Origin of the sequence: Mycolicibacter heraklionensis, from assembly GCF_019645815.1 — a bacterium.
In the GTDB taxonomy this organism is placed as follows: Bacteria; Actinomycetota; Actinomycetes; order Mycobacteriales; family Mycobacteriaceae; genus Mycobacterium; species Mycobacterium heraklionense.
Window position 1 is genome coordinate 2,970,558 of record NZ_CP080997.1, and the last position, 17,581, is coordinate 2,988,138.

A 17,581-nucleotide genomic window follows, 5' to 3' on the forward strand; every position below is an offset into this window, starting at 1 on the left:
CTCAGGATACGTGCCGCACCGCGGCCAGCGCGGCGTCCAGCAGGCCGCCGGCCGCGGCATCGAGCCACTGGATGCGGTGGTCGCGGCGGAACCAGGATCGTTGCCGGCGTACGTAGCGGCGAGTGCCGATGAACGTCGGTTCCCGGGCGCCGGCGCCGTCGCCCCCGGCGTCGAGGTCGGCGATCACCTGGGCGTAGCCCAATGCTCTGGCGGCGGTGACCCCGTCCCGCAACCCCGACTCCAGCAGTCCCTGGACTTCGGCGACCAGCCCCTGAGCGAACATGGTGTCGGTGCGGGCCGCCAATCGCTCATCGAGAATGACTGTGTCGCAGTCCAATCCGAGAATCACGGTGTCCCAGCGCGGCGCGCCGATAGTGGGTGCGGAGGCGGCGAACGGCTGCCCGGTCAGCTCCACCACCTCCAGCGCCCGCACGATCCGCCTGCCGTCGGTGGGCAGGATTGCCGCGGCGGCAGCGGGGTCGGCGCCGGCCAGTTCGGCATGCATCGCGGCGACCCCGACCTCGGCCAACCGCTGCTCGTAGCGGGCTCGCACCACCGGATCGGTGGCCGGGAAGGACCAGTCGTCGAGCAGGGCCTGCAGATAGAGCATCGACCCGCCGACGATGATCGGCACCGCGCCGCGGTCCATGATCGCCTCGACATCCGCCGCCGCGGCCTGCTGATAGCGGGCCACCGTCGCCGTCTGTACGACGTCGAGCACATCGAGTTGATGATGCGGGATGCCACCCCGCTCGGCCGGCGGCAGTTTCGCGGTGCCGATGTCCATGCCGCGGTAGAGCTGCATGGCGTCGGCGTTCACGATCTCGCCGCCCAACCGCGCGGCCAGGTCCAGCGCCAGTTGTGATTTGCCGGTGCCGGTCGGCCCGACGACCGCGATCGGCCTCACGGCTGCCACACCCCCACGAAGTAGCCGACTCCGTACGGGGCGTCGCGGTAGAGCTGTGTGACACCGCGCGGTGCGGTGCCGACCAGCCCGGCCAGGGCCGCGAACCCCGCCCGCCCGACGACCTGCGGCGGCAACCCGGTCAGTGCGGCGACGTCGCCACCAGCCAGCGCGTCGTCCAGGGCGCGCTGGCACTCGACGTCGGCCGGGTGGTGCCCGCCCGGGGCTGCCGGGGTCACGGTGTTGGCGCCGTCGGCAAGCACCAGCACGCCGGTGAGCTCGCCACCTCGGTCAATCTCGGCGCGCAGCCGCCCACCGGTGGCCAACGCCGCGCCCGGATCGGCGCAGCAGTGCACCACCACCTCGGCGTCCGGACAGACCTGACCGCGCACCCATCCGGCGACCAGTGCACACAACGGCAGATCGACGGGGTGCTGGGCGCCCGGTGACAACCGCACCGCGACGTCGGCGCCGAATCCGGCGAAACTGCCGGCACTGTCGGGCCCGTACACCGCATCCGGTCCGGCACCGACGGCCACCCAGCGGGCCGGCAGCGACCGGGCAGCGACCAGCGCTGCGGCCCGCAACTCGGCGGCCTCGGCGGCGGCGCCGGCCAGCTCGGGCACCAGCACCGGCGCCGACGGCATGATCGCGATCGGTCCCAGCACGGCACCCAAGCTAGCTGCTGGTCGGCGCAGCCACCGGCTCGGCCAGGTCGGCGCCGGCATCGGCGACGATAGTGGCTGCCTCACCGCGGGCCAGTGCCGCCGTGGCGATCACGATCAGCACCACCCCGATGATGACCGCAACGTCCTCTGCGCCGCCGGCCTGAATGGTCTCGTTGAGCAGCAGTACGCCCAGCGCACTGGCCACCAGCGGTTTGGCCACGGTCATGGTCGGCATGGACGCGGTCAGCGCACCGGCCCGAAACGCCGACTGCTGGAAGATCATCCCGGCCAGCGTCGCCACCAGCCAGGGCGCCAGGGCGGGTGCCCGCAGCACCGCGGCGACGCCGTCGGCCTTGAGCACCTCTACCAGAACCTTCGTCAGCAAGGCGAACACCGCCAGCGAGGTACCGGCCACCACCGCCAGCAGTACCGCCGCGGCCGGCCGGCCCTTGTAGATCCGGGCGGCCAGCACACAGCCCACGAGCACCGCCGCCAGCACCACCGACACGATGATCCAGGTGATCGCCGGCGCGTGGCGCTTGCCTTCGGTCGGGTCGCCGACGACCACCACCACCGCCAGCGCCGACGCCAGCAGGATGGCCCAGATCCATTCCCAGTTGGTCACCCGGCGATGGGTCAGCCAGGCATACATCGGCAGCGCGAACAGCAGCGCGGTCACCTGCAAACCGGTGACCAGCATCACCGAACCGACCGCCAGCGCCACCGCCTGCAGGGCGTAGTTGGCCACCGCCGCAGCACCGCCACCCCACCACCGCGGGTCGCGCAGCGACAGCCAGAACAGCTCCAGGTGGCCTACCTGCTGGTCGGTGATCTCCTGGGCCGACCGCTGGCGGATCACGTCGCCGATCGCGGACGCCAATGCAGCGCACAGCGCGAGCAACGCCGCTAGGACGTTTCCTGTCGACATGACCCCCTCCTCAGAGGGGCAACGATACCCGCTGTTCACCTTCCCGCCGGGTAACCGCTAGGCCGCAGCGACGGCCGGGTCGCCCGCGGTGGCCGCCTGGTCACGCGAGAGCGCCGCGACCGCGGCGACCAGCGTGGCCACCGCCAACGCCAGGGTGAACACGGCATCGCGGCCGGGCTTGAGCACCTCGCCGAGCAGGACCATGCCCAGCGTCGCGGCCACCATGGGCTCCAACACCGTGATCGTCGGCAACGAGGCTGTCAGGGAGCCGGCCCGAAACGACGATTGCTGATATACCGCGCCGGCCAGGGCGACGGCTCCCCATGCGTACAGCTCCGGTGCCGCGAGCAACGCGCGCGGGCCGTGGCCGATCAAGTCGACCACTCCCTTGGTCAGCACCGCGAAGATGCCCCACGAGATCGCCGACACCGCCGCCAGCAGCACGGCCGCCGCCGCGCGTCCCGCGTAGGCCCGCGCCCCGATCAGGCACAGCAACACGGTCGGCGCCAGCACCGCGATGACCCAGACCCAGGACTCCAGCGAGGCCCGAGCCTGTCCGGCAGTGGGATGACCGACGGTGATGATGATGGACTCGGCCGCCACCAGCAGCGCCGACCACAGCCAGACCGAACGCCCCAGGCGGCGACCGGCTTGGCGGGCCCCGAGCGGCAGCGCGAACAACAGCGACGTGACGAGCACCGACTCCACCAGCAGTACCGACCCGAGTCCCAGAGCCACGGCCTGCAGACCCAAACCCACCAGGCCTGACATGGTGCCGACCCACCACCGCCGGTCGGTCAACAGCCGGGCGAACAGCGCTGCGGCTCCGATCCCCTGGTCACCAACCCGGTGGGCGCTGCGCTGCTGGATCACGTCGCTGATCGCGCTGAACAGCGCCGCCCCCAGTGCAAGCAGCACGGCGACGGTCTCTTTCGCCATTGCCGGCCTCCTCGGGAGTCTGCGGGTGCCGCGGATTACACCGGTGGCGATCGGACAGGCTACCGCCCGGCTCATGCGGCGGTCCCAGCTTCGCCTCTCCTCCGTCGAGCCTCGCTGAACCGCCCAGTCCAAGCGGCGCTCCCAGCTTCGCCCCTCCTCCGTCGAGCCTCGCTGAACCGCGGTGCTCATGCGGCGGTCCCAGCTTCGCCTCTCCTCCGTCGAGCCTCGCTGAACCGCGGTGCTCATGCGGCGGTCCCAGCTTCGCCTCTCCTCCGTCGAGCCTCGCTGAACCGCGGTGCTCATGCGGCGGTCCCAGCTTCGCCTCTCCTCCGTCGAGCCTCGCTGAACCGCCGAGTTGGCGGCGCAGTGTGGCGGGCAACTGCTTCAATACTCTTGAATGCTTCTAGGCAGATCGAAGGCGCCGCGGTGCGCGGCAGATGCGCGGGTTATCCCGCGAAGGGTTAGGTGACGACAGCGATGACCACTGACAGCGGTTCGTCCGCCCCCGCCCCACGCCCGGGTCCGCGTCCAGGGCCCCGCCCCGGACCCAAACCGGGTGCCCGGCCTGCCCCGGTCGTCATCGGGCCGCGCACCGCTGATCCGCATCGATTCGGGCGGGTCGACGATGACGGCACGGTGTGGCTCATCACCTCGACCGGCGAGCGGCAGATCGGCTCCTGGCAGGCCGGTGACCCTGAGGCCGCGTTCGCCCACTTCGGCCGCCGCTACGACGACCTGAGCACCGAAGTGACCCTGCTCGAGGAGCGGTTGACATCCGGCAGCGGTGACGCCCGCAAGATCAAGGCATCCGCGGCGGCACTGGCCGAGCAGTTGCCGACGGCCAGCGTGCTCGGTGACATCGAGGCGCTGGCGGCGCGGATCGCGGCGGTCAGCGACCACGCCGACACCGTCGCCGCAGCCGGGCGCGCGCAGCGCGATGAGCAGCGGGCGGCGGCGACCGCACGCAAGGAGGCGCTGGCGGCCGAAGCCGAGGAATTGGCCGCGAACTCGACGCAGTGGAAGGCCACCGGCGACCGGCTGCGGGCCATTCTCGACGAGTGGCGCACGATCACCGGCCTGGACCGCAAGGTCGATGACGCGCTGTGGAAGCGCTACGCCGCGGCGCGGGACGGCTTCAACCGGCGGCGCGGCTCGCACTTCGCCGACCTCGACCGCGGCCGGGCCGGGGCGCGCGAGGAGAAGGAACGGCTGTGCAAGCGCGCCGAAGAACTGTCCGGTTCCACCGACTGGGCAGCGACCAGCGCCACGTTCCGGCAGCTGCTCGCCACCTGGAAGACGACCGGGCGGGCCTCGAAGGACGTCGACGAGGCACTGTGGCAGCGGTTCAAGGCCGCCCAGGACACGTTCTTCTCCGCCCGGAACGCCGCGAACGCCGAACGTGACGCCGAGCTGGAAGCCAATGCCACCGCCAAGGAGGCCCTGCTGGCCGAGGCGGAGCGGATCGACCCGTCCAACCAGAACGCCGCGCGTGCCGCCCTGCGCTCGATCGTCACCAAGTGGGATGCCCTCGGCAAGGCGCCCCGGGAACGTTCCGCCGAGCTGGAACGGCGACTGCGGGCGGTGGAGAAAAAGGTGCGCGACGCCGGTGCCGCCGCCGAGGCAGCCGTGGTGGACCCCGAAGCCGAAGCGCGGGCCGCGCAGTTCCGTATCCGCGCCGAACAGTTCGAACGTCAGGCACTCAAGGCACAGGCTGCGGGCCGCGCCAAGGAGGCCGCCGAGGCCAGCGCCAACGCCGAGCAGTGGCGGCAATGGGCCCAGGCCGCCGAGCAGGCGCTCAACCGGCGCTGACGACCGGCCGATGTTTGAGCATCGGCGACCTCGGGCTACCACCCCCAGTGACGGCAACAACCAACTCACTGGAGGTGGCAGATGAGCAATATCACCGCAGCACTCGACGTCAAGCGCCCAATCCGGACGGTCTACAACCAGTGGACGCAGTTCGAGTCGTTCCCGAAGTTCATGGAGGGCGTCGAACAGGTACAACAGCGCGACCCCACCCACTTGCACTGGAAGATCAAGGTGGGTCCCGCGTCGCGCGAGTTCGACGCGACCATCACCGAGCAACATCCCGAAGAACGGGTCGCGTGGCGATCCGACACCGGGCCGAGCCACGGCGGCGTGGTCACGTTCCACAAGATCGATGACGGCACCACCCGGGTGACCACTCAGATGGACATCGACCCCGATGGCGTCCTGGAGAACGTGGCCGACAAGCTGAACATCCTCGACCACCGGGTCCATGCGGATCTCAAGCGGTTCAAGGACTTCATCGAGAACCAGCCCGCCGAAACCGGTGCCTGGCGCGGAGACGTGCCCCGACGCTGATCAAGCCGTGCCGAGGACGGGCCTACTCGCCCGGCGGCTGGTCCTCGGGACGGCTGAGGTCGTCCAACAGGTTTCGTGACTGCAGCTGCGCGGTGCTCTGCCTGCGCTCGGCCTCGGCGGCGAGCTGCAGCGCGGTGCGTGACCAGACCACGCGCGCCCAGTGAAACGTCAGCACGATCAGCGTGATCCAGGCCAGGATCAGTCCGAAGCCCGGGCCCGGGTGGCCTTGTACGGCGGTTTGCCGGGCCCACACGGCCAGCAGCCCCACGGCGCTGGCCACCGCCGAGCCCGCCAGCGCCACCCAGGCCACCGTCCAGCGCCGGGTCACCAAGGCCAGCAGCGAAAACCCCACCCCGAACACCAACGCCAACCACATGAACAGCTGCGACGGCAGCGTCACCAGGGCTTCGTCGGTGCCGTCGCCGGGGAACAGGACGTCCCAGCCGCGGACCGAGCCGGTGTGCGGCAACAGGAACGACCCCAGCAGCACGAATACGCAGATCGCGACGACCAGCCCTCGGCCGCCGGGGTCGATTTCCCCGGCGACGCGCCGTTCGGCGGCTTCCATGTCGGCGCGGTAGGCCTCCAAGTCGTGCTGGTTGTCCCCGCGGCCGCTCATCGCGCCACCTCCGGCATCTTGGGCATGCCCAGTCCGACACCGGGCGCTGGTTGGGCATGACTGTCACCGGCCCTGGTGCGCCGGTGGCTCAGCAGAGCGCCGTCGGCCAGCAGATGGTGCGGCGCCGCACCGGTCACCGTCGTGGTCACCACGTCGCCGGGACGCACCTGCGCGGTTCCCGGAGCGAAGTGCACCAGCCGGCCGTCGCGCGCTCGGCCGCTCATCCGCGCCGTCTGGGCGTCCTTGCGGCCCTCACCGACCGCCACCAGCAGTTCGACGGTGCGCCCGATCTGGGCCCGATTCTCGTCCCACGAGATCTGTTCCTGCAGCTCGATCAGCCGGTCGTAGCGTTGCTGGACAACCTCTTTGGGCAGTTGATCGGGAAGCTCGGCGGCCGGGGTTCCGGGCCGCTTGGAGTACTGGAAGGTGAACGCGGCCGAGAACCGGGCCGCGGCCACCACCTCGAGGGTCTCGGCGAAGTCCTGCTCGGTCTCACCGGGGAACCCGACGATCAGGTCGGTGGTGATGGCCGCGTCCGGGATGGCGGCCCGGACCCGGTCGAGGATGCCCAGGTAGCGCTCGGCCCGGTAGGAGCGGCGCATCGCCCGCAGCACCCGGTCCGAGCCGGACTGCAGCGGCATGTGCAGTGTGGGACAGACGTTCGGGGTCTGCGCCATCGCCTCGATGACGTCGTCGGTGAACTCGGCGGGATGCGGGGAGGTGAAGCGGACCCGCTCCAGGCCGTCGATGTCCCCGCAGGCCCGCAGCAGCGACGCGAACGCACCGCGGTCGCGCGGCAGGTCCGGGTCGGCGAACGAGACACCGTAAGCGTTGACGTTCTGGCCCAGCAGGGTCACCTCCAGGACGCCTTCGGCGGCCAGCGCCCGTACTTCGGCGAGGATGTCGTCGGGGCTGCGGTCCACCTCGCGGCCACGCAGCGACGGCACGATGCAGAAGGTGCAGCTGTTGTTGCAGCCGACGGAGATGGACACCCAGGCTGAATAGGCCGAGTCCCGGGCGGCGGGCAGCGACGACGGGAACTCCCGCAGCGATTCGACGATCTCGACCTGGGCGCTCCGGTTGTGCCGGGCACGCTCCAGCAGCGCCGGCAACGACCCCAGGTTGTGGGTGCCGAAGACGACGTCCACCCACGGCGCGCGACTCAGCACGCTGTCCTTGTCTTTTTGCGCCAGGCAGCCGCCGACAGCGATCTGCATGTCGGGGTTGCTGCGCTTGTTGGGGGCCAGGTGGCTCAGGTTGCCGTAGAGCTTGTTGTCGGCGTTCTCCCGCACCGCGCAGGTGTTGAACACCACCAGGTCGGCGTCGGCGTCGGCGGAGGCGCGGCGGTAACCGGCCGCCTCCAGCATGCCGGCAATGCGTTCGGAGTCGTGAACATTCATCTGACAGCCGTAGGTACGCACCTCGTAGGTGCGCATCTGTTCGGAAATCGCCGGCGAACTCACCCGGTCTATGGTACGGCGGCGGGTGACGCCCGAGTCGGTGGGAGTGACCCGGCCGATAGCGGCGTCTCCGCGGTGGCTTCCTGGGTAGGGTCAGATCCCATGACCAGCGGCGGACCGGATCCGGTGCCGATGATCGCCATCCGAGACGTCAACAAGTACTTCGGCGGCCTGCATGTGCTCAAAGACATCAACCTCGAGGTCGCCCGCGGCGAGGTGGTGGCGATCCTCGGCCCGTCGGGCTCGGGCAAGTCCACCCTGTGCCGCACCATCAACCGACTCGAAGTCGTCGACTCCGGCGCGATAGCCGTCGACGGGCAGCCGCTGCCGGCTGAAGGCGCGGCGCTGGCCCGGCTGCGGGCCCAGGTCGGCATGGTGTTCCAGTCGTTCAACCTGTTTCCGCACAAGACCATCCTGGACAACGTCACACTGGCACCGATGAAGGTGCACAAGATGTCCCGGGTCCAGGCGCAGCGCCAGGCGATGGCCCTGCTGGAGCGGGTCGGGGTGGCCGATCAGGCCGGCAAACACCCGGCCCAGTTGTCCGGCGGACAGCAGCAGCGGGTGGCGATCGCACGTTCACTGGCGATGAACCCGAAAGTGATGCTGTTCGACGAGCCGACCAGCGCCCTGGACCCGGAGATGATCAGCGAAGTGCTCGATGTGATGACCACGCTGGCCGACGACGGGATGACCATGGTGGTGGTCACCCACGAAATGGGCTTCGCCCGCCGCGCAGCCGATCGGGTGGTGTTCATGGCCGACGGTGCCATCGTCGAGGAATCCGCCCCCGCGGAGTTCTTCGGCGCTCCGAAATCCGCACGCGCCCAAGACTTTCTCGCCAAGGTCCTCGACCACTGATGCTGACGGCGCGAACCCTGCACGTGCTGGCACGGGTCTGTGCCGTACTTCTGGCGTCACTTCTGGCGTCGGCACTGGCTGCGCTCTGCGGTGCGTGTGCGCCCCATGACAGCGGCAAGATCACCGTCGGCGTCAAGTTCGACCAGCCCGGATTGAGCGTCAAGAGGCCCGACGGCACGCTCAGCGGATTCGATGTCGACGTGGCCCGCTACGTGGCAGCCCGGCTGGGTTACCCGCCCGACCGCATCACCTGGATCGAAGCCCCGTCCGGCCAGCGCGAGATGCTGCTGCGCAACGGCCAGGTCGATTTCCTGGTGGCCACCTATTCGATCACCGATTCCCGGCGCCAGAAGGTCGACTTCGCCGGTCCCTACCTGCTGACCGGGCAGTCGCTGTTGGTGCGCGCCGACAACACCGACATCGCCGGTACCGCGTCGCTGCAGCGACACAAGAAACTGTGTTCGGTGTCGGGCTCGACCCCGGCCCAGCGGATCAAGGACCGCTACCCGGGCGTGCAGCTGCAGCGCTACGACACCTACTCGGCTTGTGTGGAGGCCCTGCGCAACGGTGCGATCGACGCGGTGACCACCGATGATGTGATCCTGGCCGGCTACGCCGCCCAGAGCCCCGGAGCCTTCAAGCTGGTGGGCGAGCGATTTTCCGAAGAGCTCTACGGGATAGGCGTGCAAAAGGGCAACGACGGGTTGCGGCAGCGGATCAACGACGCCCTCGAAGAGATGGAACGCGACGGTTCGTGGCGGGCGGCGTTCGTGGACAACTTCGGCCCCGCCGGGTTCGCGGTGCCCGAGCCTCCCCCGATCAGCCGATGATGTTCGACGAGTATCGGGGCCAGATCCTCCAATCCTTCACCGTCACTGTCGAGTTGGCGGTGTTGTCCGGCACTCTCGCGCTGGTCTTGGGCACCGGATTGGCTGCGATGCGACTGGCTCCGGTGCCGGTGCTGCGGTGGCTCGGCGGCGGCTACGTCCATCTGGTGCGCAACACCCCGCTGACCCTGCTGTTGCTGCTGTGCTCGTTCGGCCTGGCCCAGACACTGGGAGTCACCCTGACCGACCCGCAGTCGCCAACGTCGATCGACGACAGCAACTTTCGGCTGGCGGTGCTCGGGCTGAGCGTGTACACGGCATCATTCGTCTGCGAGGCGGTGCGCTCCGGTGTCAACACCGTGGGGATCGGGCAGGCCGAGGCCGCCCGCTCGCTGGGACTGAGCTTCACCCAGAATCTGCGGATCATCTTGCTTCCCCAGGCTTTTCGGGCTGTGATCATCCCGCTGGGCTCGGTGCTGATCGCGTTGACGAAAAACACCACGCTGGCCTCAGCGATCGGGGTCGCCGAGGCGGCGCTGCTGATGAAGTCGATGACCGAGAACACCGCGGCGTTGCTCGGGGTGGGTGCGGTGTTCGCCGCCGGCTTCGTCGTGCTCACCCTGCCGCTGGGCCTGTTGTTCGGATATCTGGGCCGGCGCTGGGCGGTGTCGCGGTGAGGCCCGCACCCCGCGCGACGGTGCTGTTCGACACTCCGGGGCCGCGGGCCCGCGCCCGCTACCGCGCCATGTCAGTGGCGACGGTCCTGGCGGCCGGACTGCTGGGCTGGGTGCTGTACTCGCGGATGTCAGCCAAAGGCCAACTGGCCGCGGAGAAGTGGACGCCGTTTCTGACCGCGGACCTGTGGCGGACCTATGTGCTGCCCGGGGTGGTGGGCACGCTGACCGCGGCGGCCTGGTCCATCGGTCTCGCGCTGATCCTCGGGGTCGGCCTCGGAGTCGGCCGGCTGTCGCAGGCCAGGCCGGTTCGCTGGAGTTGTGCGGTGGTGGTGGAATTCTTCCGGGCGATTCCCGTGCTGATCATGATGATCTTCGCCTACTTCGTCTATGGCCTGCTCAACGCATTCCCGCCGCAGCAGATCGCACTGGCCGGGGTGGTCACCGGCCTGACCCTCTACAACGGAGCCGTCATCGCCGAGATCGTGCGAGCCGGAGTGAACGCCCTGCCCGGCGGGCAGGGCGAGGCGGCCGCCGCACTGGGGCTGGGCTGGGGCCAGTCGATGCGGCTGGTCCTGCTGCCGCAGGCCGTCACCGCAATGCTGCCGGTGCTGGTCTCGCAACTGGTGGTGGTGCTCAAGGACACCGCCATCGGTTACCAGATCACGTTTGTCGAGATGGTGCGCCAAGGCACCGTCGTCGGCTCCCAGTACAGCAATTACCTGCCCGCACTGCTGGTGATCGCGGCACTGATGATCAGCGGAAACCTGGTGCTGTCGGCCGGCGCCATCGGGCTGGAGCGCCGGCTGCGCCGGGCCCGCCACTCCGCCTTGGAGGCGGCCACAATCGAGCCGGAGGGCACCCCCGGCGCCCGGGTCGTTTAGACACTGCGCGCACGGTGCCCGGCGTCTAGAGTCAGACTCGACAGCTACGACAGGAGACTCGGATGGCCATCACCCCCAAGGACGCATTCAACGCCGCACGCGACATCGCCGCTCACGCCGTAGAGAAGGCCTCGGACATCGTCGAGGACGCCAGCGACATCATTCGCGGCGACGTCTCCGGCGGCGTGAACGCGATCGTCGCGGACTCCATGGAGATCGCCACGCACGCCGTGGAGCGGACCCGGGAAGCCTTCACCGGCAAGGACGAGGCCGAAGCAGCCGAGGCCGAGGAAGACGCCTAGCGGAGACCCCTCACACCCGGCGACGTTCTCGTTCAGCGGCCAATTCGGTGCTGACCACGTCATAGGACATCGACGGGCTGTAACCGCGCCGGGCGAGCATAGCCACCAGCCGGCGGGTGATCTTCACGTCGTCGTCGCCGAGCGTCTCCCGGCGAAGCTTGGCATGCACCAGTTGCTCGGCCCGGTCACGCTCGGCGGCGGCGTCGATGCCGTCCAGCGCTCCGGCGATCACGTCCTCGTCGACGCCTTTGGTGCGCAGCTCGGCGGCCAGCGCCTTGCGCCCTTTGCCCGCGTGCTCGCGCCGGGACCGCACCCATTGTTCGGCGAAATCGGCGTCATCGATCAAGCCGGCGGTGGCCAGCCGGTCCAGCACCCGGTCACTGACGTCGTCGGGGTAGCCGCGCTGGGCCAGCTGGCCGGCGAGCTCGGCGCGGGTGCGGGCCCGGGCGGTGAGCAGGCGAAGGCACAGTGACTTCGCCTGCTCCTCGCGTTTGGGCCCTGCTGCCTCGACCGGCTCAGAAGTCGACGGGGGCGGGCAGGACTTCATCGGCCAGCTCATCGGTCAGCACGGCGCCGATACCGAGCTTCTCCTTGATCTTCTTCTCGATCTCGTTGGCCACGTCGACGTTGGTCAGCAGGTAGTTGCGGGCGTTCTCCTTGCCCTGCCCCAGCTGTTCGCCGTCGTAGGTGAACCAGGAGCCGGACTTACGGATGAAGCCCTGGTCCACACCCATGTCGATCAGTGAGCCCTCACGGCTGATGCCCCGGCCGTAGAGGATGTCGAACTCAGCCTGCTTGAACGGCGGCGAGACCTTGTTCTTGACCACCTTGACCCGGGTGCGGTTGCCGACCGCGTCGGTGCCGTCCTTGAGGGTCTCGATCCGCCGAACATCCAGGCGCACCGAGGCGTAGAACTTCAAAGCCTTTCCACCCGTGGTGGTTTCGGGCGAGTTGTGCACCATCACCCCGTCGACGAAGTAATTGTGATTGCCCTCCACTTCGATGTCGAAGCGGTGCATCGAGCGAGTGGGCGGTTTGACGTGCACATCCAGCACCCGAGACGGCACCAGCCGTTGGGTGGGCTCGATGAACTGCGGTGTCACGGCACTTTGACCCCGGAATCGCGGCAACAGCTTGTACTCCATCGACGGGGCCATGTAAGGCGCCACCATCTCCTGGAACTGGGTGGTCGCCGCAGTCGAGAACACCAGCACCGCTTTACCTGCCGAGCCCGACGAACGCAGGCGCACATCCAGGCCATGGGTGTCGCGCAGATAGTCGCACAACCGGGTCCGGGTGCCTTCCGTCATCGCCTCGACGCAGATCTCGATGCGCCCGCTGCCGCCGGCGGTGCGTTCCTGCAATCCCTTGGAACGCAGGGAGAATGAACCGTCGTCCATATACCAGATGGCCAGCGCCAGCGGAGTGAGCGCCTTGAGATAGTCCTCGGAGAGGAACTTCTTGCCGTCCCCGAGATACACCGCGCGCTGTAATTCCCCCAGCTCGGGCAGTGGCTTGAAGTCGACGAAAGTCGCCCCCTTGGCGTTCTCCCGCACCGAGTGGCCGATGTTGCCCATCAGCGCGGTCTTCCACTGCAGGTACTCGATCTGCTTGGCGCCGTGCCCCAGCCGGAACCGGACGCCGTTGCGGTCGCGTCGATTGGGCGAGAGGCTCCCATCGCCCATCAGCGAACCAAGCACAACCTGGAATTGCTGGTCGCTGAGCAGGTGCGGTTCCGCGGTCAGAACCCGGTCGCCGGCGATGATCTCACCGGCTTCGGTCCAGCCCCCCGGAGTGCGAATGAGGTGGTTGGACGTCGCGGCGAACTGCGATTTGCCGTTCCCACCGGACTTCTCAACCGTGAACTGCAAGAACTGCTCGGTGGGTCCGTTGTCGAACCAGTTGACCACCTTGCGCGGAACCACGCGATCGGTGTCGGGGTCGTAGGACAGCACCTCGACGTCCATCTTGTTGTTGACGATCTTGCCGATCTTCTCTGTCGTTCCGTCGGCGAGAGTCACGCGGGTGCTGTAGTTCATGCACCCGAACATCACCCCGATCTTCTCCCGCAGCTGGTTGATGAAGATGGCGGTGGTGCCCGAATTGTTCAGCGCGCCGGTCATCTTGCGCAGCGCCTGGCTCATCAGCCGGGCCTGCAGGCCGACGTGGCTGTCCCCCATCTCGCCTTCGATCTCCGCGCGCGGCACCAGGGCGGCCACCGAGTCGATGACCAGGATGTCCAGTGCGCCGGAGCGGATCAGCGTGTCGGCGATCTCCAGCGCCTGCTCGCCGGTGTCGGGCTGGGACACCAGCAGCGAATCGGTGTCCACGCCGAGCTTCTTGGCGTATTCGGGATCCAGTGCGTGCTCGGCGTCGATGAACGCCGCGATCCCGCCGGCCGCCTGGGCGTTGGCCACCGCGTGCAGCGCCACGGTGGTCTTGCCGGAGGACTCCGGGCCGTAGATCTCGACGACCCGGCCCCGGGGCAGGCCGCCGATGCCCAGAGCCACGTCCAGGGCGATCGAGCCGGTCGGGATGACCGAGATCGGCTGACGCACCTCGTCCCCGAGGCGCATCACCGAGCCTTTGCCGAAGTTCTTGTCGATCTGGGCCATCGCCAGTTCGAGTGCTTTTTCGCGATCGGGCGCTTGCGCCATGATGCCTCTCCTGTGGTTCGGTAGTTCGGTTGACCGGTTCTCGGTCGGTTGGCCGTGACGCTAGCGACGGGGTCTGACAGACCCGTCAGGCCGAACGAACTGCTTCCACAGTAGGCGAACGAATGTTCGAATCAAGTCAGACACGCGGCGTGTCGGCGTGCCGACTTTCCACGCGAGGTTAGGCCACCGCCATGACGTGCGCGGAAGCTCCGATGGTGGTGTCGTCGGCACCCATCATGGTGCGCATGAACGCCTCCTGCTCGCGCCGGCCGCGAACGGCCGCGCGCCGCGCCCCACCCGGCAGCAGCAGGGCCGCGCTGCGGACCAGGTTGACCGGCATACGCACCAACTGGTACCACGGCGGCACGTAGGGCGGCAGACCCAGCTCGCGCATCGTCCGCGGCCCCAGAAAGCCGCTCGTCACCGACAGATGCTGAGCTCGCGCGATGCGCCGACGCAATCCGGGCAATCGGCGGTAATGCCAGGCCAGCGGGTCGTCGGCCATCGGCACCGCCAGCTGCCTGGTGGTCTCGTCGGGTCTCGAGAGCGCACCGAGGGTGTGGTAGAGGATGCGCACCCCGTCCCGGAAGTTGCGGGGCAGCCACTCGTCTTGAAGCCCCATCAGCCAGCCGACATAGCGGGCCATATGCGCGATGTCGTCACAGTCGCGCCGAGACAGCAGCAGTCCGAATCCCACCCCGCCGATGGGTGGCGCGATCAGGGCTCCCACCAGGGTGGCGGCCATGTCGGTCTGGTTGACCGGCAGGCCCCATTCGTCAGCGCGCCAGTCCGGCAGCGCGGCCACGTGCCGGCGGACGTACTCGTGGATCAGACGCACCCGGATGGTGGCCTGATAGCCCACGCCGAGCGGGTCCAGGCCCCCTTCGGCGGTGATGTCCAGTGCCCATTGCAGGGTCTCGGCGAATCGCTTGTTCGAGCCCTTCTCCAGCACACCGGTGCGCAGCAGGGTCTGGTTGAACGAGGAGAACTGGTAGCCGCCCAGGAACGAGACGTCCCGCGCGATGTAGGTGCCGTCGGCGCCGCCCCGGCACAGCACCCGCTGGCCGCGTCGCACCCGGTCCAGATCCACCCAGTCCGGGATCGGCTCGAACTCGCCGAAGAACTCCCGCAGCGGCTCGGGCGCGTCCGGCACGGCGGCCAGGCCGTCGGCAAGTACCCGCTCGAAGATCGGGCGGGTCTCGTTGGTGCCGGCACTCGACATCCACTCGACCAGCCGCGCCATCGGCTCGTCGCCGACGGTCAGCGCAGCACCGATCCGATCCCACTGCTCGGCCGTGGGCTTGGCGATACCCATCGCCGTCGCGATCATCCGAATACCGGACGGAATCGGGCCCGGGCTCACCGGATGGCGGGTAGGGATGACCGGTGCGGGTGCGTTCATCGGGCGGCCTCCAGCTATTTTGGATAACATCCGTATTCCGAATTTAGGGCCGCGAGTAGGGTGATGTCAATGAAACGCCCTGAGGTGGTGCGTGACTACGGCGGCATCAGCGCGGTGGACCGCCGCGCCGAGCGCCGTAGCAAGCTGCTGGCTGCCGGCCGCCAGATCTGGGGCGAATCGGGCATCGGCGAGGTCACGGTCCGCGGCGTGTGCACGGCCGCGGGGCTCACCCCGCGCTATTTCTACGAGCAGTTTCCCAGTCGGGACGCGCTGTTCTTTGCGGTCTCCGACGACGTCCGCGACCAGCTGCTCGAAGCGATGGTCACCGCCGGCGTCGGCGACCCCGGCACGCTCTCGGACAAACTCCGGTCCGCGCTGACGGCCTTTCTCGACCTCATCGCCGCCGACCCCTGCATCCACCGCATCGCCACCAGCGACCTGTCCGCGATCCCGGGGCTCAACGAGCATCGTGCGGGCATCCTCGACATGATCACCGACGCCATCGTCGAACATGCCCCGGGAGTTCTCGACGGTCAGGACCTCGCGCCCGAGGAGTTACGCCGCGGTGCGCTGTTCATCGTCGGCGGCGTCAACCAGATCATCGAAACCTGGCTCGCGAACCCGGTCGAGAGCACGACCGAACTGGCCGCGGTCTGCTCAGACCTGTCCGTCGCCCTGGTCCGCAGCATCGTGGCGCGCAGCGATCAGCCTCACCACTGATCGCGCGGCACGTCGAAGTCGGAACACAGCGCCCACCAGACATCACGCGGCTCCACACCGTCCTCGATGGCCTGCGCCGCGGTGCGTCCGCCCACCGCGGCCAGCACGTGGTCTGCCAGCACCGAGGTGCCGTAAGCGGCACCGAAACGCGCCGTGACCCGTTCGTGGAATTCGGTCAGGCGCACTCACCCAACCTACCCAGTGCCCGACAGTGCGTCGTGGCACACCCGTACCGGATCCGCGACGTCGGTGGCAGTGCTTGCGGCCCGCCGCGCGGCGTCGCGGTAGCTCGGCGACGCCAAGACGGCGCCCACCGCCTCGGCCAGGGCCGGCCCGGTCAACGGCCGGATCAGCCGCCCGCTGCCCTGGCGCACCACGCGATTGGCGATCTCCCACTGATCGCCGCCACCGGGCACCACCACCAGCGGCACCCCGCTCAGCAGCGTCTTGGCCACCATCCCGTGCCCGCCGCCGCAGACCACCACATCGGCGTGCGTCAACAGTTCGTCCTGGCGACCCAGCCCGGCGACGGCCCACGACGGCAGCTCCAGCGGCGGGCCACCCAGGCGCGACACCGCCAGCCGGGCGCCGTCGGGCAGTCCGGCACCGGGCACCAGATGCTCCAGGGCGAGCTCGGCCAGCCCGGCGGCCCCGGTCGATGCGGTGGACGGCGCCACCACCACCAGCGGGCCGGAACCCGGCGGCACGGCCAGCACCTGTTCGGTGGGCTCGAAGTGCAGCGGCCCGACGACGACGGCCTCGGCGGGCCAGTCCGGCCGCGGCACCTCGAGTGCGGGCAGGGTGGCGATCAGGCGCCGCAGCGGCCCGGGGTCGTGACCCGGCAGGCCGATACCGACCCGCGCCTCGGCGCGCTGGCGCAGACCGCTGCGCACCGAGCGTGCCGTCAGCGAGCGCATCACCGCATCCCGCAGCCGGCCGCGCACCCCGGTTCCCGGCGCCAGCCCGCTGCCGATCGGCGGCAGTCCCTTCGACGGCAGGTACAGCGGGTGCGGGCTGAGTTCGACCCAGCCGATGCCGAGCAGCTCGGCGGCCATTCCCCCACAGGCCGTGATCACGTCGGAGACCACCAGATCGGGCGCCAGAGCCCTCAGCTGATCGCGGTTCTGCACCGCCATCCGCGCCGCGCGGTGATGCAGCTTTGCCCCGTCGTCCGCGTCGTCATCGGCCGCGGTGGGATCGAGTCCCAGCAGCTCCGCGGCGTCCACCCCGGCAGCACGCGCGGTGTCGAGCCACTGCACCCCGGTCAGCAGCGTCGGCGTGTCCCCGGCCGCCACGAAGCGCTTGCACAGCGCGATCGCCGGGAACGCGTGACCGGGATCTGGGCCGGCTACCACTACGACTCGCATCGGCCTACCGTGCCACAGCCCCA

Annotated in this window: 19 protein-coding genes; 8 read left to right on the top strand and 11 right to left on the bottom strand. The window is 69.2% G+C overall.

The features are described from left to right. Position 1 precedes the first annotated feature (1 nt). From miaA to K3U94_RS13965, 4 genes are read right to left on the bottom strand one after another with little or no spacing between them, the layout of a single operon-like run. Entirely contained in the window at positions 2-907 is a 906-nt protein-coding gene (gene miaA, locus K3U94_RS13950; RefSeq protein WP_220694091.1) for a tRNA (adenosine(37)-N6)-dimethylallyltransferase MiaA, read from the bottom strand. Continuing rightward, positions 904-1,572, bottom strand: a complete 669-nt coding sequence (locus tag K3U94_RS13955) for a class III extradiol ring-cleavage dioxygenase family protein (protein ID WP_220694092.1) — start codon at positions 1,570-1,572, stop codon at positions 904-906. The genes miaA and K3U94_RS13955 overlap by 4 nt, the downstream gene beginning before the upstream one ends. Before the next feature lie 10 nt (positions 1,573-1,582). Beyond that, positions 1,583-2,500, bottom strand: a complete 918-nt coding sequence (locus K3U94_RS13960; RefSeq protein WP_047318470.1) for a DMT family transporter — start codon at positions 2,498-2,500, stop codon at positions 1,583-1,585. Positions 2,501-2,557: 57 nt separating this feature from the next. Then, a complete protein-coding gene (locus tag K3U94_RS13965; RefSeq protein WP_220694093.1) occupies positions 2,558-3,439 on the bottom strand; it encodes a DMT family transporter in 882 nt (293 codons plus the stop codon). Positions 3,440-3,916: 477 nt separating this feature from the next. Here K3U94_RS13965 and K3U94_RS13970 point away from each other — a divergent pair, with 477 nt between their 5' ends. Both K3U94_RS13970 and K3U94_RS13975 read left to right on the top strand, forming a co-directional pair. Then, positions 3,917-5,248: a DUF349 domain-containing protein gene (locus tag K3U94_RS13970; protein WP_220694094.1), complete on the top strand. Its 1,332-nt coding sequence runs from the start codon at positions 3,917-3,919 to the stop codon at positions 5,246-5,248. Between the two features lie 81 nt (positions 5,249-5,329). Then, entirely contained in the window at positions 5,330-5,785 is a 456-nt protein-coding gene (locus K3U94_RS13975; RefSeq protein WP_220694095.1) for an SRPBCC family protein, read from the top strand. 22 nt (positions 5,786-5,807) lie between these two features. Here K3U94_RS13975 and K3U94_RS13980 read toward each other — a convergent pair whose 3' ends face one another. Continuing rightward, entirely contained in the window at positions 5,808-6,404 is a 597-nt protein-coding gene (locus K3U94_RS13980) for an Rv2732c family membrane protein (RefSeq protein WP_047318474.1), read from the bottom strand. Next, positions 6,401-7,840, bottom strand: a complete 1,440-nt coding sequence (gene miaB / locus K3U94_RS13985; RefSeq protein WP_220696800.1) for a tRNA (N6-isopentenyl adenosine(37)-C2)-methylthiotransferase MiaB — start codon at positions 7,838-7,840, stop codon at positions 6,401-6,403. Before miaB ends, K3U94_RS13980 begins: the two co-directional genes overlap by 4 nt. Positions 7,841-7,966: 126 nt before the next feature. On the opposite strand from miaB, the gene K3U94_RS13990 reads away from it, so the two are divergent. The 5 genes from K3U94_RS13990 to K3U94_RS14010 all read left to right on the top strand — a co-directional run bounded on the left by K3U94_RS13990 (position 7,967) and on the right by K3U94_RS14010 (position 11,412). Beyond that, a complete protein-coding gene (locus tag K3U94_RS13990; protein ID WP_275564530.1) occupies positions 7,967-8,725 on the top strand; it encodes an amino acid ABC transporter ATP-binding protein in 759 nt (252 codons plus the stop codon). Continuing rightward, complete coding sequence (locus tag K3U94_RS13995) at positions 8,725-9,555, top strand: glutamate ABC transporter substrate-binding protein (protein WP_082133992.1); 831 nt, start codon at positions 8,725-8,727, stop codon at positions 9,553-9,555. Before K3U94_RS13990 ends, K3U94_RS13995 begins: the two co-directional genes overlap by 1 nt. Then, entirely contained in the window at positions 9,552-10,229 is a 678-nt protein-coding gene (locus tag K3U94_RS14000; RefSeq protein WP_047318477.1) for an amino acid ABC transporter permease, read from the top strand. Before K3U94_RS13995 ends, K3U94_RS14000 begins: the two co-directional genes overlap by 4 nt. Before the next feature lie 68 nt (positions 10,230-10,297). Beyond that, the gene (locus K3U94_RS14005) at positions 10,298-11,110 is read left to right on the top strand and encodes an amino acid ABC transporter permease (protein WP_220696802.1); all 813 of its coding nucleotides are present in this window, start codon (positions 10,298-10,300) and stop codon (positions 11,108-11,110) included. 62 nt (positions 11,111-11,172) lie between these two features. Continuing rightward, positions 11,173-11,412 carry an Rv1893 family protein gene (locus tag K3U94_RS14010; RefSeq protein WP_047318478.1) on the top strand — a complete coding sequence of 80 codons (240 nt, stop codon included), beginning with the start codon at positions 11,173-11,175 and terminating at the stop codon, positions 11,410-11,412. 10 nt (positions 11,413-11,422) lie between these two features. On the opposite strand, the gene recX is transcribed toward K3U94_RS14010, so the two are convergent. From recX to K3U94_RS14025, 3 genes are all read right to left on the bottom strand, one after another. Continuing rightward, on the bottom strand, positions 11,423-11,959 hold the full coding sequence (gene recX, locus K3U94_RS14015) for a recombination regulator RecX (RefSeq protein WP_220694096.1): 537 nt from the start codon (positions 11,957-11,959) through the stop codon (positions 11,423-11,425). Further along, a complete protein-coding gene (gene recA / locus K3U94_RS14020) occupies positions 11,928-14,069 on the bottom strand; it encodes an intein-containing recombinase RecA (RefSeq protein ID WP_220694097.1) in 2,142 nt (713 codons plus the stop codon). Before recA ends, recX begins: the two co-directional genes overlap by 32 nt. Positions 14,070-14,247: 178 nt before the next feature. Further along, positions 14,248-15,471 carry an oxygenase MpaB family protein gene (locus tag K3U94_RS14025; RefSeq protein ID WP_220694098.1) on the bottom strand — a complete coding sequence of 408 codons (1,224 nt, stop codon included), beginning with the start codon at positions 15,469-15,471 and terminating at the stop codon, positions 14,248-14,250. Positions 15,472-15,540: 69 nt separating this feature from the next. Between K3U94_RS14025 and K3U94_RS14030 the strand changes: the two genes are divergently transcribed. Continuing rightward, positions 15,541-16,191 carry a TetR/AcrR family transcriptional regulator gene (locus K3U94_RS14030; RefSeq protein WP_047318482.1) on the top strand — a complete coding sequence of 217 codons (651 nt, stop codon included), beginning with the start codon at positions 15,541-15,543 and terminating at the stop codon, positions 16,189-16,191. Here the strand turns inward: K3U94_RS14030 and K3U94_RS14035 are convergent. Further along, positions 16,182-16,376, bottom strand: coding sequence for a DUF3046 domain-containing protein (locus K3U94_RS14035; protein WP_047318483.1), 195 nt, complete (start codon positions 16,374-16,376; stop codon positions 16,182-16,184). The genes K3U94_RS14030 and K3U94_RS14035 overlap by 10 nt on opposite strands. A gap of 9 nt (positions 16,377-16,385) precedes the next feature. Beyond that, positions 16,386-17,558 (bottom strand): glycosyltransferase, encoded by a 1,173-nt coding sequence (locus K3U94_RS14040; RefSeq protein ID WP_220694099.1) that lies wholly within the window; start codon positions 17,556-17,558, stop codon positions 16,386-16,388. Positions 17,559-17,581: the final 23 nt, after the last annotated feature.